Origin of the sequence: Streptomyces sp. NPDC058864 (assembly GCF_042742985.1) — a bacterium.
Classification (GTDB): domain Bacteria; phylum Actinomycetota; class Actinomycetes; order Streptomycetales; family Streptomycetaceae; genus Actinacidiphila.
The window spans coordinates 45849-65243 of sequence record NZ_JBHYMQ010000011.1 but is presented as its reverse complement, the minus strand read 5'-3'; the positions used below and the strand labels follow the sequence as shown (position 1 = coordinate 65243).

At 73.3% G+C, this 19395-nt stretch carries 14 protein-coding genes and 3 pseudogenes; 8 read left to right on the top strand and 9 right to left on the bottom strand.

All coding sequences use genetic code 11. From position 1 onward, the window contains the following. Positions 1 to 379 precede the first annotated feature (379 nt). Positions 380 to 2104, top strand: a complete 1725-nt coding sequence (locus ACFW3D_RS11450; protein WP_500503847.1) for a lamin tail domain-containing protein — start codon at positions 380 to 382, stop codon at positions 2102 to 2104. Positions 2105 to 2183: 79 nt separating this feature from the next. Here the strand turns inward: ACFW3D_RS11450 and ACFW3D_RS11445 are convergent. Both ACFW3D_RS11445 and ACFW3D_RS11440 read right to left on the bottom strand, forming a co-directional pair. After that, positions 2184 to 2367 (bottom strand): annotated as a pseudogene (locus ACFW3D_RS11445) (hypothetical protein); the annotation flags it as partial. A gap of 66 nt (positions 2368 to 2433) precedes the next feature. Next, a pseudogene (locus ACFW3D_RS11440) lies at positions 2434 to 2655 on the bottom strand (hypothetical protein); the annotation flags it as partial. A 296-nt stretch (positions 2656 to 2951) separates the two neighbouring features. Between ACFW3D_RS11440 and ACFW3D_RS11435 the strand changes: the two are divergent. From ACFW3D_RS11435 to ACFW3D_RS11410, 6 genes and pseudogenes are all read left to right on the top strand, one after another. Further along, the gene (locus tag ACFW3D_RS11435; protein ID WP_500503846.1) at positions 2952 to 3263 is read left to right on the top strand and encodes a hypothetical protein; all 312 of its coding nucleotides are present in this window, start codon (positions 2952 to 2954) and stop codon (positions 3261 to 3263) included. Further along, positions 3263 to 3559: a hypothetical protein gene (locus tag ACFW3D_RS11430; protein WP_500503845.1), complete on the top strand. Its 297-nt coding sequence runs from the start codon at positions 3263 to 3265 to the stop codon at positions 3557 to 3559. Before ACFW3D_RS11435 ends, ACFW3D_RS11430 begins: the two co-directional genes overlap by 1 nt. 117 nt (positions 3560 to 3676) lie before the next feature. Further along, positions 3677 to 3802, top strand: a pseudogene (locus tag ACFW3D_RS11425) (zinc ribbon domain-containing protein); the annotation flags it as partial. A gap of 349 nt (positions 3803 to 4151) precedes the next feature. Next, on the top strand, positions 4152 to 5015 hold the full coding sequence (locus tag ACFW3D_RS11420; RefSeq protein ID WP_500503927.1) for a hypothetical protein: 864 nt from the start codon (positions 4152 to 4154) through the stop codon (positions 5013 to 5015). Next, a complete protein-coding gene (locus ACFW3D_RS11415) occupies positions 5008 to 7218 on the top strand; it encodes a bifunctional serine/threonine-protein kinase/ABC transporter substrate-binding protein (protein ID WP_500503843.1) in 2211 nt (736 codons plus the stop codon). Before ACFW3D_RS11420 ends, ACFW3D_RS11415 begins: the two co-directional genes overlap by 8 nt. Positions 7219 to 7221: 3 nt before the next feature. Next, positions 7222 to 9333, top strand: a complete 2112-nt coding sequence (locus tag ACFW3D_RS11410; RefSeq protein ID WP_500503841.1) for a bifunctional serine/threonine-protein kinase/ABC transporter substrate-binding protein — start codon at positions 7222 to 7224, stop codon at positions 9331 to 9333. Between the two features lie 54 nt (positions 9334 to 9387). On the opposite strand, the gene ACFW3D_RS11405 is transcribed toward ACFW3D_RS11410, so the two are convergent. From ACFW3D_RS11405 to ACFW3D_RS11395, 3 genes are all read right to left on the bottom strand, one after another. Then, positions 9388 to 10179: an IclR family transcriptional regulator gene (locus ACFW3D_RS11405; RefSeq protein ID WP_500503926.1), complete on the bottom strand. Its 792-nt coding sequence runs from the start codon at positions 10177 to 10179 to the stop codon at positions 9388 to 9390. Between the two features lie 62 nt (positions 10180 to 10241). Continuing rightward, entirely contained in the window at positions 10242 to 11183 is a 942-nt protein-coding gene (locus ACFW3D_RS11400) for a hydroxymethylglutaryl-CoA lyase (protein ID WP_500503839.1), read from the bottom strand. 1 nt (position 11184) lies between these two features. Beyond that, positions 11185 to 12417: a CaiB/BaiF CoA transferase family protein gene (locus ACFW3D_RS11395; RefSeq protein WP_500503836.1), complete on the bottom strand. Its 1233-nt coding sequence runs from the start codon at positions 12415 to 12417 to the stop codon at positions 11185 to 11187. A 287-nt stretch (positions 12418 to 12704) separates the two neighbouring features. Here ACFW3D_RS11395 and ACFW3D_RS11390 point away from each other — a divergent pair, with 287 nt between their 5' ends. After that, positions 12705 to 14219: a GntP family permease gene (locus tag ACFW3D_RS11390; protein WP_500503834.1), complete on the top strand. Its 1515-nt coding sequence runs from the start codon at positions 12705 to 12707 to the stop codon at positions 14217 to 14219. Positions 14220 to 14228: 9 nt separating this feature from the next. Here the strand turns inward: ACFW3D_RS11390 and ACFW3D_RS11385 are convergent, their stop codons facing one another. The 4 genes from ACFW3D_RS11385 to ACFW3D_RS11370 form a co-directional block, all read right to left on the bottom strand. Continuing rightward, the gene (locus tag ACFW3D_RS11385; protein ID WP_500503832.1) at positions 14229 to 16454 is read right to left on the bottom strand and encodes a hypothetical protein; all 2226 of its coding nucleotides are present in this window, start codon (positions 16452 to 16454) and stop codon (positions 14229 to 14231) included. An 89-nt stretch (positions 16455 to 16543) separates the two neighbouring features. Further along, positions 16544 to 17230: an NADPH-dependent F420 reductase gene (locus ACFW3D_RS11380; protein WP_500503830.1), complete on the bottom strand. Its 687-nt coding sequence runs from the start codon at positions 17228 to 17230 to the stop codon at positions 16544 to 16546. Between the two features lie 34 nt (positions 17231 to 17264). Further along, positions 17265 to 18296 carry an LLM class flavin-dependent oxidoreductase gene (locus ACFW3D_RS11375; protein WP_500503828.1) on the bottom strand — a complete coding sequence of 344 codons (1032 nt, stop codon included), beginning with the start codon at positions 18294 to 18296 and terminating at the stop codon, positions 17265 to 17267. Continuing rightward, on the bottom strand, positions 18289 to 19338 hold the full coding sequence (locus ACFW3D_RS11370) for an LLM class flavin-dependent oxidoreductase (RefSeq protein ID WP_500503826.1): 1050 nt from the start codon (positions 19336 to 19338) through the stop codon (positions 18289 to 18291). The genes ACFW3D_RS11375 and ACFW3D_RS11370 overlap by 8 nt, the downstream gene beginning before the upstream one ends. Positions 19339 to 19395: the final 57 nt, after the last annotated feature.

Genomic DNA, 19395 nt, shown 5'->3' with positions numbered 1-19395 from the left:
TTGTGGTCACCGCTGGAGGCGCCTGGAACGTTGGCACATCGAGGGGACTTCGACCAGCTGCATCGGATGCTGCTCGCCAAGCTGAACTCGGCTGTCACGGGTGCGACGTGGGTCAAGCCGTGGCCGGGCGCGGAGCAGGAGGCCGTGGACCTCGGGGGATGCGGCTCAACAGATTGGGCCTGTACGAGGTATGGCGCACCGTCCGGCGGTCGGTGCAGACTGCGCAACGCGCGTAGAAGTGACACGCGGAGGAAACCTTCCGGTCCCCTCCGTGCAACCCGGCCCGCCTACAACTGCTCTGCCGCCACGGCGTGTCCCTCACACACCCCAGGTGCGGTGCTCCGCGAACCGTCCGCAACCGCTCGCGAAAGGCACCCTCATGCCACCTCGTCACATACCTGCCAGACGCCCCCGCCGCACCGCCGCGCTCGGCGCCGCCTGCCTGGCCGCCGCTGTGACGCTGGCAACGCTCACCACGGCCCCAACGGCTATTGCCGCCGCCTCAGTTCCGTCGCAGGGATCGCCGACACAGCTCGACGTCGGCAACTGGAACGTCGAGTGGTTCGGAGCGCCGGACTTCGGCCCGACCGACGAGGCGCTGCAGCAGCAGAACGTCCACGACGTCATGGCGGGCACCGACATGGACGTGTGGGGCCTGTCCGAGGTCGTCAGCACCTCCGCGTTCGACACACTCGTGGCCGGCATGCCTGGGTACACCGGGGTCGTGGCCAACGACCCGATCGTGACGAACGGTGCTCAGTACTACTCGGACTTCGGCAACACCGAGCAGAAGGTCGCCCTCGTCTGGCGCTCCAGCATGGCCACCCTGGTGAGCGCGAAGGTCATCCTGACCAACCAGAACAGCAACTTCGCAGGCCGCCCGCCGGTGGAGTTCACGCTGCGCGGCACGTTCGACGGCGTCACCCGGGACCTCGTCTTCATCGTCCTGCACGCGAAGTCCGGTTCCACCCAGGACGCATGGAACCTGCGCAACCCCGCCTCGCAGGCCCTCAAGTCCTACCTCGACACGACCTACCCCACACAGAACGTCTTCGTCATCGGCGACTGGAACGACGACGTCGACACCTCCATCACACCCGAGAAGACTTCGCCCTACGCCAACTTCGTGAACGACACGTCGCGCTACACGTTCCCGACGCGGGCCCTGTCGCTGGCGGGCGTGGCGTCGACGGCGAGCTACCCGGACTTCATCGACCACCAGCTCACCACCAACGAGGTGCAGGCGAAGTACGTCGCCGGCTCGGCGAGGGCCTTCCAGCCCCAGGCTTATGTCCCGAACTACGCGACGACGACCAGCGACCACTACCCGGTGCTGGCCCGCTACAACTTCGTCATCGGCGGTGGCGGCGGCACGAACCAGCCGCCCACGGCGTCGTACACGCACTCCTGCACCGCTCTCACCTGCACCTTCACCGACGGCAGCACCGACTCCGACGGCACCATCGTCAGCCGCCGCTGGGACTTCGGCAACGGCCAGACGTCGACGGCGACGAACCCGACCGTGACCTACACAGCGGCCGGAACCTACACGGTCTCGCTGACGGTGACAGACAACGGCGGGGCCACCCACACCACGACCCAGGACATCACCGCCACCGCCGGCGGTAGCGGCGGACCCGCCAACGTCGTCATCAACGAGGTGCTGGCCAACGAACCGGGCAGCAGCACCGCCGGCGAGGCCATCGAGATCGTGAACACCGGTGGCACGGCAGCCGACATCGCCGGCTGGACCGTCCGGGACGGGTCGGCAGTGCGGCACACGTTCGCGGCCGGTACGACGCTGCAGCCGGGCAAGGCGATCGCCGTGTTCGGCGCGGGCTCCGCGATCCCCGGAGGCATCGCGGCGGTGGCAGCCAGCACCGGCGGTCTCAACCTGTCCAATAGCGGTGACCAGGTGATCCTGCGGGATTCGGCCGGAGCGACCATCCAGTCGATGAGCTACACCTCAAGCCAGGCGAACTCCGACGGGGTGTCCATCAACCGAAGCCCTGACGGCTCGGCGACTGGCAGCTGGGCCAAGCACAACACCATCAGCTCACTGTCCCGCTCACCCGGCCAGCGCGCCGACGGAACCGCGTACTGAGCCCCGATCCACCGGCTCAGCGAGCCAGGCCCCGGCCCGGGGAAGGCGCGGTGCGACTCTCCCCGGCCGACCGCGGTCCCTCGTTGCCGCCGGCCTGCCTGTCGCGCAAGGGGGCGCATTCCGCCGGGAAGGTCGGGGAGCTGGAAGGAGTACCGGCCCGCGAAGGGGTGGCGGACGAACGGGGAGAGCTGGGCTACGTCCACGTCGCGGACCTCGAAGCCGTCGGCGGGGAGCTGGGTGAGGGCGGAGTCCATGTAGTGGGTGAGGCCAGATCTGTCAGGCATACCGCGAAGGCCAGGAGGACCAGCTCGCCGCCCTCGGTCTGGTCCTCAACTCCTCGCGGGGTGCTGAGGTCGGCAGCACTCGCAGCCGGGGCGGCAGCACGCGTCCGCTTCGGCGCCGGCGGACGGCACGCTTGCGGCCGCGGGCGCGCAGCACCCCTTGCCCTGCCAGGCGTTGCGGCCCTCCTTCACCGCGATGGCTGCGATGACGAGCGCGGCGATCGGGTCGGCCCAGGACCGGCCGGGCGTGGCGTTGAGCACCAGGCCCACCTTGTAGGTGATGGGCCCGGCGACCAGCAGCCGTATCCGCTTGGCGAGCGCATCGCGCCGAGCCGGGGAGGGGCCGAGGGTCTTCAGACGTGTCACCGAGCCGTGGTCGGGGACAGGGACTTTGCTGAGGGCCTCGGTGTTCATGTCGGGACGACAGCGTGTCCAGACCAGCACTCCGCCGACCTGGGGACCACCCCGCGACCGCCGCGCTCGGTACGCACACGCGGGTAGGATCCGATACGGGGCGGAACCCTGCCGCCCCTCGAGCGTCATACCGGACAGGGAGACTTCCCGCGATGACAGACGAACACGGACCTGACGGCGATCTCTACGTGCTGTGGCACGCGCGCCATCTCGCGGTGGAACAGGACGAACGGGTCATCCATCTCGACGCGGACGGAACCATCCACCTGGACGAGGAGGAGTGGAGGATCATCGGCATCTACCCGGACCAGGCAGTCGCGGAGAGGCAGCTGGAGATCTCCAGGAGGCTTCCAGGGTTCCAGGACGAACCCGATTGTTTCGAGATCGCACCCGTGACGGTGGACGAGGATTTGTGGGACCAGGGGTTCGTCACGGTGTGCCCCGAAGGGCTTGGGCGAGACTGATGGACCGGACGCTCTACCTCCTGGTGCACAGGCATCACTTCGCGGACGAGGCGGGTGCTCCCACCACCGTCGAATTCATGGAAGACGGCGAACCGCTCTTCTGGGACGACAGCGAGGACAGCTTCACGTTCCTCGGCCTGTACTCGAGCCGGCAACGGGCGGAGAAACGCATCGACCAGGCGCGCACCCTACCCGGGTTCAGGGACCATCCCAACGGCTTCCACGTGCACCAGTACGTCGTGGGTCAAACCCACTGGACCGAAGGATTCCTCGTCGGTGAACAAACCGACGGCTGAGCAGGCACCACCGCCTCCAGCCGCGATTCTTCTGTGGAAGACCTCGTGGTGTCAGCCTTGGGCCGTACACGACTTGCCGAGCCCGTGCACGACGCGGGATGGTCCGCGTTCGTCAACATGCCGGAGTACAAGGCGGCTCTGCACGGACGCACCTTTGCCGAGGTGAACCGGGTCTTCCCGTCCTCACAGGTCTGCTCGGCCTGCGGACACCGGGACGGCCCGAAAGCCCTGCACATCCAGCAGTGGACGTGCGGCGCGTGCGGCACCGTGCACGACCGCGACCACAATGCGGCTCGCAACGTCCTGTTCGAAGGACGCCGCATCGCCACCGCCGGACGGGTGGGGACGCCAAACGCTTGTGGAGCGCCTGTAGGACGGACAGACGTGCCCGCACAGCGCGACGAAGCAAGAAGCCTCGGAAGGGTCAGACGACCCGGGCCGGAATCCCTGGACTTGAAGCCAGGGAGTACGTCAAGGTTCATCTCAACTCATGTTCTGGACACGTCAGTTGGCGCACCATGGCATGTGCGCGCGGCAAGCGGCGGACGGTGTTCGACGAGACGGTGCGACGAGGGCGATGGGGTGGGTGGGAGTGAGCGGACGCAGACCGGTCCTGCTCGCGGCGGCAGGTGCGCTGCTGCTCGCGGGGTGCACCAGCGAGGCGACGCCCGGCGGGGGCACAACGACGCCGCCGGGGACGAGCGCGAGCGGGCGTGGCGGCGCGAGCCCCGCCCCGTCGGCGTCGGCGGTGAACGACCCGTTCACGCTCGCCGAGGGCGCGGCACCGAAGACCAGGGCCCAGGCGGAGGCCTTCGTCCGGGGACTCACCGTGCGGCCCGACTACTTCGGCTCCGGGTACCGCCGACGGGAGCCGTACGAGACCGGGCCGGCCACCTGGACGGTGCTGGGCGAGGACTGCGTGTGGCGGCGTGAACCGCTCGCGGGCGGGGTCCTGGCCAGCCTCACCCGTTCCTTCGTCCGGCCGGACACCGACGGCAAGGGCCCGGTGTACGTGTCCCTGACGGTCACCGTCCATGCCTCGGTGGTGGGTGCGCGCCGGGACATGGCCGTGTCGCTGGAGGAACCCCTGCGCTGTCCCGGGCAGCAGTTGAACGCCACCGAGCGGGTACAGGGCATGACCTCGCGGGGCGACCCGTACGACGAGCAGCGGACCGCCACGTCCGACGACGACCTCGCCGAGTTCGGCGAGTACGTGGTGGACGGCGACGGGAAACCCCGCCGTTTCGACTGGTTCAAGCACCGGCTCGGCCCGGTGACCGTGGCCGCGACCGTGCGCCACGCGGTCGGCGCCGACGAGGCGGAGAAGACGAAGATCACCCAGGACGCGCTGGCCGGAGTCACGTACGTCACCGCCGACATCGACCGGATCGGTGACGTGGAGGCGAAGAAGGCCGGGGTGTCCGGCGACGGAGCGGAGGGTGAGGGCGATGAGTGAACCGATGCGTCCGGCCGACCCGGCGTCCGTCGGGGGCTTCCGGCTGCTGCGGCGGCTCGGCGCCGGCGGCATGGGCGTGGTGTACCTGGGGCGTTCCGAGGCGGGAGCGCTGGCCGCCGTCAAGGTGATCCGGGCGGAGAGCGCCACGGACGACGAGTTCCGCGCCCGGTTCGCGCGGGAGGCGCAGCTCGCGGCACGCGTGGCGAGCCCCTGGGTGGTCCCCGTGCTCGGCGCGGACGCCGCCGCGCACGAGCCGTGGCTGGCGACCGCGTTCGTGCCCGGTCCCTCGCTCGGCGAGGCGGTGGCCGAGCACGGCGCGCTGCCACTGTCCGCCGTGCGGGTCCTCGGAGCCCTGCTGGGCGAGGCCCTGGGCGCCGTGCACGAGGCCGGGCTGGTGCACCGCGACGTCAAGCCCGGCAACGTCCTGCTCGCGGTGAACGGCCCACGGTTGATCGACTTCGGCATCGCACGCGCGGCGGACGACACCGCGCTCACCGCCTCGGGCCTGGTGATCGGCACTCCCGGCTTCCTCTCGCCCGAACAGGCCCGCGGAGAGCAGCCCGGCCCCGCCGGTGACGTGTTCGCCCTGGGCTGCGTCCTCGCGTACGCCGCGACCGGCCGCCCGCCGTTCGGCACCGGCACGCCCGACGCCCTGCTGTACCGGACGGTCCACGACGAGCCCGGCCTCGACGGCGTCACCGGCGAGCTGCGCGAGGTCCTCGACGCCTGCCTCGCCAAGGACCCGCGGGACCGGCCCGCTCCGGGGGAACTGCGGCAGCGGCTCGCCGAGGAGGCCCCCGGGGGCTCCGTTCCCGGGGGCGCCACCGCGTCGCCCCCGGCCTGGCTGCCGGACCCCGTGGCCCGTACGGTCGCCGCACGTGCCGCGGAGAGCCTCGCCCTGCCGGCCGTCGAACCCACCGTGGTGGACGAGCCCGGTGACGCCTCGCCGGTACGGCGGCGGCGGTTGACGTCCCGGCGCCGGCTGCTGGCCGTCGGAGGGGCGCTGCTGCTGGCGGGCGGCGGTTCGGGGGCCGCGCTGTGGGCCGCGGGACGCGACGACCCCGAGGAGAAGCCGGGCGCGGCCGCCGGGCCCTCGTACGTGCTCGGGGTGCAGGTCACCCGTGGCGGCCCGGACGCGGGCCTGGCCGGTGCCTGCGAGCGGGCCGCGCGGCTGGCGGTGGCCGAGCACAACGCGAACCCGAAGCGCGCGTTCTCCGTGCGGGTACGGGTCCTCGACGACGGCGGTACCGTCGACCGGGCCAGCTCGGTCGCCCACGAATTCGCCGCCGACCGCGATGTGTTCGCGGTGCTCGGCCCGACCGGTGAGGTGACGATGCGGGCCGCCTCACGCGTCTACGCCGCCGCGAAGCTGACGCACGTCTCCAGCACCACCGGGCAGAACGACTACTACGTGTGGTCCCCGGACGTCACCTTCCAGACCGGGGCGCCCCACCAGGCCGAGGGCACCGCGATCGCGCTGAGCGCGCTCGTGACCGGGAAGCCGGGCCGGGCCGGGATCGTCATCGACCGCTCCGGCGGGTCCGCCATGCACGACCAGGGCGGGGTACTGGTGACCCAGTGGCGCGACACCCTCGGGGGCGATGTCGTCCCCCGTGTCGTCGCGGAGGGCACCGACGACGGCGTGTCCGCGGTCCGCGAGCTGCTCTCCCGCGACCTCGACGACTTCGTGTACCTGGGCCCGCTGGAGGCGACCGTCGGCGCGGCCCGGCAGCTGGCCCGTGCGGGCTTCGCCGGCCGGCGCTGGATGTCGCACCTGCTCTACGGCTCGGACTTCCCGCGCCTGGCGGGTGCGGCGGGCGAGGGCTGGTACGCCGTGACGCCCGCCGTCGACCCGGCCCAGCTCGGGACCGGGGAGGCCGAGCGCCTCACCGCCGCCTGGCGGGACCGGTACGGGAGCACTCCGGAGCCGTACGCCACCGAGGCGTACGACAGCACACGCATGCTGCTGCAAGAGTTCGCCCGCACCCTGCCCTCCGGCGGCGGGCGCCCGGCCCGCACCGCTCTCGCCCGGCGCCTCGCCAAGGCCACGTACCGCGGCGTCGCGCGCACCTACACCTTCAACGACTACCACCAGTACGCCATCACGAACGAGACCCTGGGCGGCGAGACGTACGTGCACCAGGTGCGCGACGGGCGCTTCCGGCAGATCGGGCCGATCGTGCCGAAGCAGGGGAACCAGTAGGGCATGGAGAGGCTGCTGCCCGCCGACCCGTCGTGGATCGGCGGGCACCGACTCGTGGCGCGGCTCGGGGCCGGCGGGATGGGCGTCGTCTACCTGGCGCGCTCCCCGCACGGCGCCTGGGTCGCGCTGAAGGTGATCCGCGCCGAATACGCCGAGGACGCCGGTTTCCTGGCCCGCTTCCGCCGCGAGACGGAGCTGGCGACCCGTCTGTCCAGCCGGTGGACGGTACCGGTGCTGACCGCCGACGCGGACGCGCGTTCGCCCTGGCTGGCCACCGCCTACGTCCCCGGCCTGCCCCTCAACGAGGCCCTCGCCCTGCACGGGCCGTGGCCGCCGGCGCAGGTCCGCACCCTGGCCGCGGCGCTGACCGCGGCCTTGGACGACGTGCACGGCGCCGGCCTCGTCCACCGCGACGTGAAGCCGGCCAACGTGCTGCTCGCCGCCGACGGGCCGCGCCTCATCGACTTCGGCATCGCCCGGGCCGTCGGCGCGACCGCGCTCACCACGGACGGCACCGTCGTCGGCTCACCCGGCTACCTGTCCCCGGAGCAGGCCCGCGGCAAGGCCGTCGGGGCCGCGAGCGACGTCTTCTCACTCGGCTGCGTGCTCGCCCACACGGCCACCGGCAGAGCCCCGTTCGGCACCGGGGGAGCGGCCGCGGTGCTCTTCAGGACGGTGCACGAGGAACCCGACCTGACCGGTCTGCCGGCAGAACTCGGCGCGCCCCTGCGGGCCTGCCTCGCCAAGGAAGCCGGCGAACGTCCCACGGTGAGCGAACTGCGCGGCCTGTTCGGCGGGTTCGAGCCGCGGTCGTGGCTGCCCGGTGGGCTGCCGGCGGTGGTCGCCGACCGTGCCGGCCGTGTCCTCGACCTGCCGGTCCCGGAACCGACGGAGCTGTCCGCCGCCGCCCCCGGACCGCGCCCGCCGTCCGCCGCTTCCCGACGGAGGCTGCTCACGGCGTCCGCCGCGCTCGGCGTGGGGGCGATCGGCGGCGCCACCGCCTGGTGGCAGTGGGGACGCTCCCGCGGGGCGGGCGGGACAGGGAGGCGGACGCTGCCGACGCGCGTCATCGGCCTCCTGGGCGACCGCTCGGCCGCGGCCGTGCTGGCCCAGGAACGCGGCGCGGCCCTCGCGGTCGCCGAGCACAACGCCCGTCCGGACCGGCCCTTCGACCTCGTCCTGCGCACCGCCGACGACCGGGGCACCGCGACCGGTTCCGCCGCCGCTGCCGCCCGGCTCGCCGCCGACCGCGACGTGCACGCCGTCATCGCGGCGGGCGGCAACCAGGCCGTGCCCGCAGCCGTACCGGTCTGCACCGAGGCCGGCGTCTGCCTGCTGGTGACGCGCGCCGACACCGAGCGGCTCAGCGTCGTGCACACGACGACGGCGCTGGTGCTGCGCCCGACCCGTACCGCGGGACCCGGCGCCGTGGACCGCTACCTCAACCGCGTCGCCAGACCCTCGCGCACGGTCGTCGTCCACGACCTCGCCGACGAGGAGGAGGGCCTGCCCACCGTCCAGATAGCCACCGTCCACGGCAAGCTCGACGGCATCGTCGACGTCCTGGAGGTCGCCGCCGACCAGGACTTCACCGCCGCCGCGCACACCATCGCCGCCCGCCCCGACGACGCCGTCCTCTTCGCCGGGGTCACCCCGGCCCGCGCCGCCGCCTGCGCCGAGGCCCTGCGCGGCGCCGGTCACCGTGGCGCCCGGGCCGCCGACGAGAACGTGCTGGCCGCGTCCTTCCTCCGCGAGGCCGAGGGCTGGTGGATCAGCACCGCCTACACCGACGCCGCCGCCGACCCCGGGACCCGGGCGTTCGCCACCGCGTACCGCGCCCGCCACGGCGCCGCCCCGGGCCCCTGGGCCGCCGAGGCCTACGACGCCGTCCGCTTCGCCGCACACGGCCTCGCCGCGCAGATCGGCGAGGGACGCGAGTCCCTGCGCGCGGAACTCCTGCGGGCTCCTTGGCAGGGCATCACCCGCCGCTTCAGCTACGAGAGCCAGTCGCAGTTCCTGGAGACCGCGCAGGACGGCGGCTGGTTCCTGTTCCACGTGGAGGAGGGCCGGGCACGGTTCGTCTGCCGCCACGACGACATCGGCAGGACCACGTGAGGGGCTTGCCCGCCCCGGCGCTCCCGCGCGCGGAGCCGACCCCGCCGCGGGCGGTCAGCGCGCGCTGTCGTCGCTCCGGATGCCGGGGCGGTAGCCGAGGGAGCGGGAGGCATCCTGCGCCGCCTCGATGACGAAGGGGGCGAGCCGGCCCACCTCGGCCGGGGTGAGCCGCTGGGTCGGTGCGCCGATGCCGAGGGCGGCCGCGAGTTCCCCGGTGCTGCCGAAGACGGGGGCGCTGATGGAGGCCGCGCCGATGTCGCGTTCCTCGAAGGAGGCGGAGAAGCCGTTCCGGCGGATCTCCTCCAACTGGTCGTCCAGCAGGTCGATGTCGACCACGGTCCGCGGGGTGTGCCGGGTGAGGCCGTGGCCGACAGCGTCCCGGCGGGCGGTGGGGTCGAAGGCCATGAAGACCTTCCCGGCCGAGCCTGCGTGCAGGGACATCACCATGCCGACCGCGAACATCCGCATCACCACGTGATGGGCCTCCGCCAGCGACACCACCGTGCGGTGGGCGCCGTCGCGGACGTAGAGGCAGGCCGTCTCCCCGGTCCGGTCCCGCAGCCGCTGCAGTGCGGGCCGGGTGAGGCGGACGATGTCCAGCCCGAAAGTGCCCGGCGCCGCCCACCGCACGAAGTGCAGGCCGATGCGGTAGGTGTCCCCGTCACGGTCGAGGAAGCCCTCGCGCAGCAGGTTGTGGACCAGGCGCTGGCAGGTGCTCGCCGGCAGACCGGTGACCCGGGTGATCTCCTGGAGATTGAGCTCCGGGCGCTCGATGGTGAAGCACTCCAGGATCTGGCGGATCTTCTGCAGCACCAGCAGCGGCGCGGTCCCCGCCTTCCCGTCCATGCGCACCACCGCGTCCTTCCCGGTCCTGGTCAGGCCCGTCCCGGCCCGTCCCGTACGGGGACTCACCGTACGTCAGCCGGCCCGGCGCCGGTGCGCAGCGGCACCGGCGCGGTCGGCACCGCGGACAGGGCGGAGTCGAGCCGGTGCCCGAGCAGCACCCGCAACTCCTCGCGCAGCGCGGTGAGGCGGCGGACGTCGACACCGGTCGCGATGCCCGCGTGGTGGCAGAGGTTGACCAGGTCGTCCGTCCCCAGGTTCCCCGCGGCACCGGGCGCGAACGGGCAGCCGCCGATGCCGCCCAGGGCCGCGTCGAAGCGCCGCACGCCCAGCCGCAGCGCCTCCCAGACGTTTGCGGACGCCATCCCGTAGGTGTTGTGCAGGTGCAGGCCGAGGGGGAGTTCCGGCAGCGCGTCGCGGACGGCGGTGACGGTACGCCGGACGTGCCAGGGGCTGGCCGCGCCGATCGTGTCGGCGAGGTGCAGCACGCGGATGCCGAACGCGGCGAGCTGCCGGGCGAGTTCCACCACGGTGCGCGGGTCCGTCTCGCCGTCGAAGGGGCAGACGAAGGCGGTCGCGACGGTGGCCTCCAGCCGCACCCGATGGGCCTTCAGCAGGTCCACCGCGGGGCGCAGCCGTTCCAGTGCCTCGTCGCGCGGCACCCCGGCGTTGGCACGGCTGTGGCCGTCGCCGGCCGAGACGGTGAGCCGTACGTCGCGCGCCCCGGCCCCGATCGCCCGGCGCGCGCCGCGTTCGTTGAACACCAGCGTGTGCAGCAGCGCGGACTCCCCGGGCCGCAGCCGGGCCACCAGCCGGTCGGTGTCGGCCAGTTGCGGGACCTTCCGCGGGTTGACGAAGGAACCGATCTCCAGCGAGGGCAGCCCCGCCTCCAGCAGCCCGTAGGCCAGCCGCAGCTTGTCCACGAGGGGGAGCACGGCGGGCTCGTTCTGCAGCCCGTCGCGGAGCAGCACGTCGGTGATCACGACCTGGTCGGGCGCGGCGGTCATCTCACACCACCCCCTGCGCGCGCAGTTCGGCGCGGCGTTCCGCCCCGATGCCCAGTTCGGCGAGGACGGTGTCGGTGTGCTCGCCCAGGTCCGGGCCCAGCCACCGGGTGCCGCCGGGCGCCTCGGCCAGCTTGGGGACGATGCCGGGGAAGGCCACGTCCTGCTGCCGGCCGGGGGCGATGGCCACGAGGTGCCGTTCGAGCATGCCGCGTGCCGCGAAGTGCGGGTCCTCGGCGATCTCGGCCGCGGTGTAGATGGGGCCGGACGGGATCTCGCCCTCCTCCAGCCGCTTCAGGACCTCCTCGTACGGCAGCCGGCCGGTCCAGGCCGATATCGCGGCGTCCAGCTCGGCGGCGTGCCGCACGCGGCCCGCGTTGTCGGCCAGCCGCGGGTCGTCGGCCAGTTCGGGCCGGCCGATGACGACCGCCAGGCGCTTGAAGACCGCGTCGCCGTTGCCGCTGATGACCACGGACACCCCGTCCCGGCAGGCGTAGGTGTTGGACGGCGCGGCGCCGGGCAGGGCGCCGCCCGCGCGTTCCCGTTCGACGCCGAAGGCGTCGTGGTCGGGGGTCAGGGACTCCATCAGGGAGTACACCGCCTCGTACAGGGCGACGTCCACGACCTCCCCGTGCCCGGTCGCGGCCCGGCGGTGGAGCGCGGCCAGGGCGCCGACGACGGCGTACAGACCGGCCACGGAGTCGGCGAGGCTGATGCCCACCCGGGTCGGGGGACGGTCGGGGTCGCCGGTGAGGTGACGCAGTCCGCCGACCGCCTCCGCCACGCCGCCGAAGCCGGGGCGGTCGCGGTAGGGCCCGGTCTGCCCGTAGCCGGAGATGCGGACGAGGATCACCGACGGGTTGACCTCGCGCATGCGTTCCGGGCCGAGGCCCCAGCGCTCCAGCGTGCCCGGCCGGAAGTTCTCCAGCACCACGTCGGCGCGCCGGATCAGGGCCAGGGCCACCTCGCGGCCCTCCGGGCGCCGCAGGTCCAGCGTGACGGAGCGCTTGTTGCGGTTCATCGCGCGGAAGAGCAGTGAGGTGTCGCCCTCGTGCAGCCGCCAGCGGCGCAGTTCGTCCCCGACGCGCGGCCGTTCGACCTTGACGACGTCGGCGCCGAAGTCCGCCATGAGACGGCCGGCGGACGGAGCGGCGATGAAATTGCCCAGCTCCAGGACCCGCAGCCCGGTGAGAGGACCGGACGGTGCATTCGTGTCCGGTGCGAAGGGTTCGGGCATCTGCCATCACCTCGCAGACCCGTATCGTGATGTCAATTTCCATGATGTGGGTTGTGGGAGCAGGCGTCAATAAGCCCCTTATGTCCATCCCGGTGGGTGAGACGTGCATGTTTCCCTGCGCGATGGGGCGGGCGGCGCATGCGTGTGCATGTGCCGGACCGGAGGAGTACCCTCATGATGAGTCGCCGTCTCACTCAGAGCCGGTCCTGGACGAGCCCGCTTCCGCACCACCATGGGGCGCCTGCCCGTACTCGCCTTCCCGGCGCCGTGTGTGCAAGGGAGCGCGGATGTCCGAAGTCCCGGTACTGGCCAACACCGCCGTCGCGATCGTCGGCATCGTCGTACTGATCGTCCGCTTCCGTGTGAACCCGGTGATCTCCCTGGTGGTGGGGTCGCTCTACCTGGGCCTCGCGACCGGTCTCGGGGTGACCCGGACGATCAGGACGGTCACCACCGGCTTCGGCGACATCATGGCCCAGGTCGGCCTGCTGATCGCCTTCGGCGTCCTGATGGGCGCGGTCCTCCAGGAGACGGGCGCCGTCGAGCAGCTCGTCGACCGCCTGCTCCACGCCTTCGGCCCCCGGCGGCTCCCGCACTCCATGGCGCTCACCATCGGCACCCTGCTGCAGGCCATCTACCTCGACGTGCTCCTGGTCATCTGCGCCCCGCTCGCCCGCACCGCCTCCCGCAGGATCGGCCCGCTCGGCTCCGCCCGCATGGGCGCCGCCCTCGCGATCGGCCTCGAGAGCGGCATCGTCCTGATGGTGCCCGGCGTAGGGGCGCTGGCCCTGGCAGCCCTGCTGCACGTGCCCCTGGGCACGATGCTGCTGTGGGGCCTGGTACTGATCGTCCCCACCGTCCTCCTGTCGGTGACGATCATGTCCTTCCTGTTCCGGCGGGGGCTGTGGAACAGCGCCACCGACGAGGACGCGGCCGTCGCCTCCGGGACCGCAGCGCCCGCGGCGCCGCAGACCGGGAAGGCGGACGCGGCCGACGCGGCGCCGGTCCGCCGCCCCGTCCCAGCCGTCGCCACGGTCGGTGGCGCCCCGGTGCCGGCTGCCGGTCCGGGCAGGCGCCGTCCCCTGACGCGCCGGCCCGCTGCGGGACCGGGGCCAGCACCCTCGGGGGGCCGGGCGCCGTGCGGCGCCGGGAAACAGCCGCGCCTGCTGCTGCGGTTCGCCCCGCTGGTGACCGCCCTGCTGATGATCGGCGCCGGCGCGGTCGCCCAGGCCACCCACATCCGCAACCCGGTGCTGACCTTCGTCTCCAGCCCCGTGGTGGCGCTGCTCACCGGGCTCGTCGGCACGCTGCTCGTCGCGCGCCTGACCGTCGGGCGCGAACGGGTGGAACGCGCCCTGGTCCGCGGCTTCAAGGACAGCGGGCAGATCCTCGTCCTGACCGCGGTGGGCGGCTCGCTCGCCGCCGTGGTGGCGGCCGGCGGCCTCGGTCGCGTCCTGCGGGGCTACTTCACCACCGGCGGCCACGTCGCACCGCTGCTGCTGGTCTGGGCCGTCGCGGCCGTACTGCACCTCGCCGTCGGCTCCGTCACCATCTCCGCCATCACCACGGCCGGCATCCTCGCCCCCGTCGCACCCGGCCTCGGCCTCGACCCCGTGCTGGTGGCACTGGCCATCGGCGCCGGCTCGCTGTTCGCTGTGCACGTCACGAGCAACACCTTCTGGCTGCTCCAGTCGCTGATGGGCCAGACCACCCGCGGCACCCTCAAGAGCTGCACGCTCGGAGTCTCCGTCGCGTCGGTCGTCGCCCTCCTGCTCCTCCTGCCGATGTCGCTGTTGCTGTGAGCCCGGGTGTCAGGTCGTCAGAACCGCCAGAAGGGTGCGGGCGGCGGCGCGGAACTCCTCGTCGTTGCGGACGATGTCGTCTTGAGGGCCGGAGCGCACGATGCGGTGCTCCCCGTCGGCGAGGAGGCGTACGCGGTCCACCTGGGCCGGGGTGAACGCGGCGGGGCCGAGGGCGGCGAGGGCGTCCAGCGCGGTGAGCGCGGAGTGGAGGTGCGCACCGGGCGCGACCGACGACAGCACGCGGTCGACGAGTTCCGTCGGCGCGAGGCCGGCCGGGCGGTCGCTGCCGGGATGCAGGGCCACCAGCGCACGCGTGGCCGCCGCGGCCGTGCCCGGACGGTCCGCCATCGCCAGCAACCGCGGTGCGGCCGGCCGGGCCGCGGGCCCGACGAGGGCGGCGACCTCGGCCGCCCGCCTCGCGGCCCGGTCACCCCAGGGCTGCTCGGCCCAGCTCAGGCCCTCGAGGATCACGGGCAGCACGGACTCCTGATCACCCGTCAGTTCCCAGACGGTGGCGGCGACGGCCAGCGCCGCCTCGACCGCCGGGATGGTCGTCCGCGTCTCCACCGGTTCGGCCAGCAGCGCGCGTAGCCGGGGAAGCAGCGGGCGCGCCTGCTCGCCGAGCGATGCGACGGCAGGGACGGAGTGGTCGCGCCGGCCGTCCGGCTCGTCGAGGGCCGCCTCCAGCACGGCGAGCAGGGCGGTGGCGTCGCCCGTGAGGAGGTGAAGCGCGGCCGCTGCCTCCTGAGGGGCCGCAGGCGATCCGTTCCCGGCACAGGCACGGAGTGCGGCGACCACGTCCGGGTCGCGCCCGGTGCCGGCGACGGCGGCGAGCGCCCGGCCGACCACCAACGGGTGACGGGGGAGGGCATCGACCAGTTCGGGCAGCGCGGCGCGAGCGGACGGCCCCCAACCGGCCAGGACACCCGAGAGGTGGACCGGCTCGTTGACGCCGGCGAGCCCGCCAGCCACCATCGGCCGGCGCTCGCGGGGCTTCGCGGCGCCGGAGGTCCGGGCCGCGAGCCGGGCGCGTACGGCGTCGAGCAGCGCCGGGGTGCAGGGCAGCGGGGCCGGAGGCTTCAGCGTGGTGCGGCGGAAGGCCGCTTCCAGAGCCCGCGGCCGAACCTCGAAATGCCGGGCGAGGAGGTCCGCCGCCTCCGGTGCACCCAGCCACACCAGGGCCGCCAGAGCGCTGTCGGCGTGCTCTCCCGCGCCCTCGGCCAGGCGGACCAGCGGAGGTACCGCCTGCGGCGCGGGCACGGCCCATTCGCGTATCGCGTCGATGACGTCGCCCGCGGCGTCCGGGTGGTCGAGCAGCGGCAGCATCGCGGGCAGCAGCAGCGCCGGGGCGGTCCTGGAACGCAGCGCGAGGGACCCGGCCGCCCATGTCGCCTCCCCGGCGGCCGCCTTGGGGTCCGCACCCGCGCGTACGGCCTCGACCGCACCCTCCAGCGCCGAGACGGCGACGTCGATCGCGGCGCGGAAGTCGCCCCGCTCGTGCAGTCCGGTGACCAGGGCCCGCAACGGCTGCCGATCCCACGGGTCGTCCACCACGTGGGGCCCCAGCGGCGACAGTTCGGCCACGACGGCGCCCAGCGCGTCGTCCCACGGGCGGCCGGTGTCCACGACGGCGAGCAGCGCCGCCACACGGACCTGCGGGGGCTCGCTCGCCCGTGCCGCGGCCGCGCACAGGTCGTCGGCCGTGCCGGGGCCGACCGCCGCGCACGCGGTCAGCACCTCGGCCCGCTCCACCGGTCCGGTCCCGCTCTCCCAGCGCGCTCGCAGCGCCGCCAGGGCCTCCGCTCCGGCCGCCGGCCCGCACTGGGCGACCGCCCAGGCCGCCCACTTTCGTACTTCGGCGTCGGCGTCCGCCAGCAGGGGCAGCAGTAGCGGCAGTTGTGCGACGACCGCCGCACGCGCGCCGCCCGGCCGTTCCGGATCGCCCTCGTCCGCGCCCGCGGCCACGGCGCCCACCATGCACAGCAGCTCCGCGCGCCGTACACCCGCGGTCGTGAGGCGCGCCAGGAACGGCACGGCCGGCAGCGTCGCCCGGTACACCGAGCCCTGGTGCACGATGCTGCTCCACAGTTCCTGCGCGGCCTCGTCCGCGGCCTCCTGGTCCGGGGAAGCCAACGCCCGCAGCAGGTCGGGAACATCGCCGGCGGGGCCGTAGGCATGGTCCAGATCCGCCCAGGCGACGCTGTCCAGGCCGGCGAACACGGTGTCGAGATCCATGCCGCGGATCGTGTCACGGGGGTGCGACAACGCCGGGCGCGGGCGGGAGGCCATCGCCTCCCGCCCGGGCCCTTCCGGTACGCGGGCGTCTACGCCCGCGCCTCGGCGACCGTCCGTCCGCGGTCGGTCTCCGGGAACCGGTCGAGCATGGCGCGCAGTTCCGCGCCGTCGACGTTGGCACCGAACGGCTCGGTGCCCGGCTCCATGCGGGCCCCCTCGGCGAGCGGGCCGGCGACGACGGGCTCAAAGCCGAGCGCGTCCACGAGGCGGGCCACCTCGGCGAGGTCGCCGGGGTCGTCGCCGGCGATGGCGATCGCCTTGCGGCCGGGCGTCCCGGCGGGCCGGGCCCCGTCCTCCAGGTCGTGGTAGCCCATGTGGTTGAAGGCCTTCACCACGCGGGACCCCGGCAGGAAGGCCTGCACGGTCTCGCTCGACGACGTCCGCGGGTCGGTGAGGTCGTCGCGGATGCCGTCGATCTCCCACCAGTAGTTCATCGCGTCGATCACGAGCTTGCCGCGCAGTGCCTCGGCCGGGACGGTGCGGTACTTGCCCAGCGGGAGGGCGAGGACCGCGAGGTCGGCCCCGGCGGCGGCCTCGGCGGCGGTGACCGCGACCGCGCCCGGGGTGAGGACCTCCACCGTGAGCGCGATGGCGGCCGGGTCGCCCGAGCCCGCGATCAGCACGCGGTGGCCCGCGGTCAGGGCCAGCCGGGCCAGTACGGTCCCGACCTTGCCCGCGCCCAGGATGCCGATCGTGCGCACGCCCTCGGTGTCCATGTCGTCTCCGTTCCGTTCCTGCGTCAGCGTCGGCTCAGCCCGCGAGGATGTCGCGGACCATGGGGATCACCTTCGTGCCGTACAGCTCGACGGCACGCATGCGGGCGCCGACCGGCTGGGGGCCCACGGTGTAGATCAGGTCGAACCGGCGGACCCCGAGGTCGCCCACCGCCGCGGCGATCTTGCGGGCGACGGTCTCGGGGGACCCGACGTAGAGCGAGCCGTGCTCGATCTCGGCGTCGAACTCCTCGCGGCGGACCGGCGGCCAGCCGCGCAGCTTGCCGATGCGGTCGCGCATCACCTTGTAGCCGGGCCAGAACCCCTCCCTGGCCTCCTCGTCGGTGTCCGCGATGAAGCCGGGCGAGTGCATCCCCACCGGGTGGGCGGTCGTGCCGAACTGCTCCGCCGCGCGCCGGTAGAGGTCGATGTAGGGCGCGAAGCGCGTGGGGGCGCCGCCGATGATGGCGAGCATCAGCGGCAATCCGTAGCGCGCGGTGCGGACGACCGACTGGGGCGAGCCGCCCACGCCGACCCAGGTCCGCAGCCGCCCGGACTCGGTCTTCGGGAAGACGTCGGCGTCCTGCAGCGGCGCACGTGTGGTGCCGCTCCAGGTCACCGGCTTCTCGTCGAGGAGCTTGGCGAAGAGTTCGATCTTCTCCTCGAAGAGCACGTCGTAGTCGCTGAGGTCGTACCCGAACAGCGGGAAGGACTCGGTGAAGGACCCACGGCCCAGGATCACCTCGGCCCGGCCCTGCGAGAGGGCGTCGACGGTCGCGAAGCGCTGGAAGACGCGGACCGGGTCGTCGGAGCTGAGGACGGTCACGCCGGAGCCGAGCTTGATCCGCTCGGTACGGGTGGCGATTCCGGCGAGCACGGTCTCCGGGGTCGACACCGAGTACTCGGGGCGGTGGTGCTCACCGAGCGCGATGGCGTCGACGCCGATCTGGTCCGCCACGACGGCCTCGTCGAGGACCTGCCGGATGGACGCCGCGTGGGAGACGGGGGCACCGGTGTCGTCCACCGGCACGTCGCCGAACGTGTCGAGGCCGAAGACGAGGTCAGACATCAGCAGGTTCCTTCGTGAGCAGTTCGCGCACCATCGGCGCCACTTCCCGGCCCAGCAGTTCGATCGTGCGGGCGCGGGCCTGGCGGGGCAGGTGCATGATGTCGTACTTCAGGTCGAAGCGGTTCAGGTGGAGGTCGCGGGCGACCCGGGCGATCTTGTGCGCCACGGTCGCGGGGGAGCCGACGAAGAGCGCGCCGTCGGCGACCTCGGCCAGGTAGCGCTCGTACGTGGGCCGGTAGAAGCCGCGCTCCTCGGAGAGCGCGGTCATGACCGGTTCCCAGTACCGCCACCAGGTCCCGACCGCCTCTTCGTCGGTGTCCGCGACGAGGCCCAGGGAGTGCTGGCCGATGGGCTGCGCGGGGTGCCCGGCCTGCTGGAGGCCGCGCCGGAAGAGGTCCACGTGGCCGGCGAAGCGCTGCGGGCGGCCGCCGATGATCGCCAGCATCAGCGGCAGGCCGTAGCGGGCCGCGCGCAGGGTGGAGTTGGGGCTGCCGCCGACGCCGATCCAGGTGGGGATGCCGCCCTCGCGCATGCGCGGCCGCAGCAGCTGGCCGGCCAGCGGGGTCCGGACGGTGCCGGACCAGGTGACCTCCTCCTCCCGCTGCAGGCGCATGAAGAGGTCGAGCTTCTCGTCGAAGAGCCGGTCGTAGTCGGAGACGTCATGGCCGAACAGGGCGAACGACTCGGTGACCGAGGCCCGTCCGAGGACGAGCTGGGCGCGGCCGTCCGACACCGCGTCCAGGGTGGAGAACGCGTGGTAGAGCCGCACGGGGTCGTTGGTGCTGAGCACGGTCACCGAGGTGCCGAGCTTGATGCGCTCGGTGGCGGTGGCCATCGCGGAGAGCAGGACAGGGGTGGCGGTGTCCATGTGTCCGGGCCGGTAGTGCTCGCCGACGCTGAATACGTCGAGCCCCGCGGCGTCGGCGAGCGCGGCCTCCTCGACGAGCAGCCGGACGGTCTCGGCGTCGCTCAGTACGCGGCCGCCGTCCGTCGCGATCTCTCCGAACGAGTTCAGACCCAGTTCGAAGGCAGTGGGCTTCATGGTCCCCTCCTCCCGCCTCCGGAACGGCTCCGCGTCCGGCGGCCAGTGATTGACGCG

Coding starts and splice junctions, on each gene's coding strand:
- ACFW3D_RS11385 (WP_500503832.1), bottom strand. CDS start 16,454: ATGGATCTCGACACCGTGTTCGCCGGCCTGGACAGCGTCGCCTGGGCG.
- ACFW3D_RS11380 (WP_500503830.1), bottom strand. CDS start 17,230: ATGGACACCGAGGGCGTGCGCACGATCGGCATCCTGGGCGCGGGCAAG.
- ACFW3D_RS11430 (WP_500503845.1), top strand. CDS start 3,263: ATGGACCGGACGCTCTACCTCCTGGTGCACAGGCATCACTTCGCGGAC.
- ACFW3D_RS11400 (WP_500503839.1), bottom strand. CDS start 11,183: ATGACCGCCGCGCCCGACCAGGTCGTGATCACCGACGTGCTGCTCCGC.
- ACFW3D_RS11395 (WP_500503836.1), bottom strand. CDS start 12,417: ATGCCCGAACCCTTCGCACCGGACACGAATGCACCGTCCGGTCCTCTC.
- ACFW3D_RS11375 (WP_500503828.1), bottom strand. CDS start 18,296: ATGTCTGACCTCGTCTTCGGCCTCGACACGTTCGGCGACGTGCCGGTG.
- ACFW3D_RS11390 (WP_500503834.1), top strand. CDS start 12,705: ATGTCCGAAGTCCCGGTACTGGCCAACACCGCCGTCGCGATCGTCGGC.
- ACFW3D_RS11405 (WP_500503926.1), bottom strand. CDS start 10,179: ATGGACGGGAAGGCGGGGACCGCGCCGCTGCTGGTGCTGCAGAAGATC.
- ACFW3D_RS11370 (WP_500503826.1), bottom strand. CDS start 19,338: ATGAAGCCCACTGCCTTCGAACTGGGTCTGAACTCGTTCGGAGAGATC.
- ACFW3D_RS11435 (WP_500503846.1), top strand. CDS start 2,952: ATGACAGACGAACACGGACCTGACGGCGATCTCTACGTGCTGTGGCAC.
- ACFW3D_RS11410 (WP_500503841.1), top strand. CDS start 7,222: ATGGAGAGGCTGCTGCCCGCCGACCCGTCGTGGATCGGCGGGCACCGA.
- ACFW3D_RS11450 (WP_500503847.1), top strand. CDS start 380: ATGCCACCTCGTCACATACCTGCCAGACGCCCCCGCCGCACCGCCGCG.
- ACFW3D_RS11415 (WP_500503843.1), top strand. CDS start 5,008: ATGAGTGAACCGATGCGTCCGGCCGACCCGGCGTCCGTCGGGGGCTTC.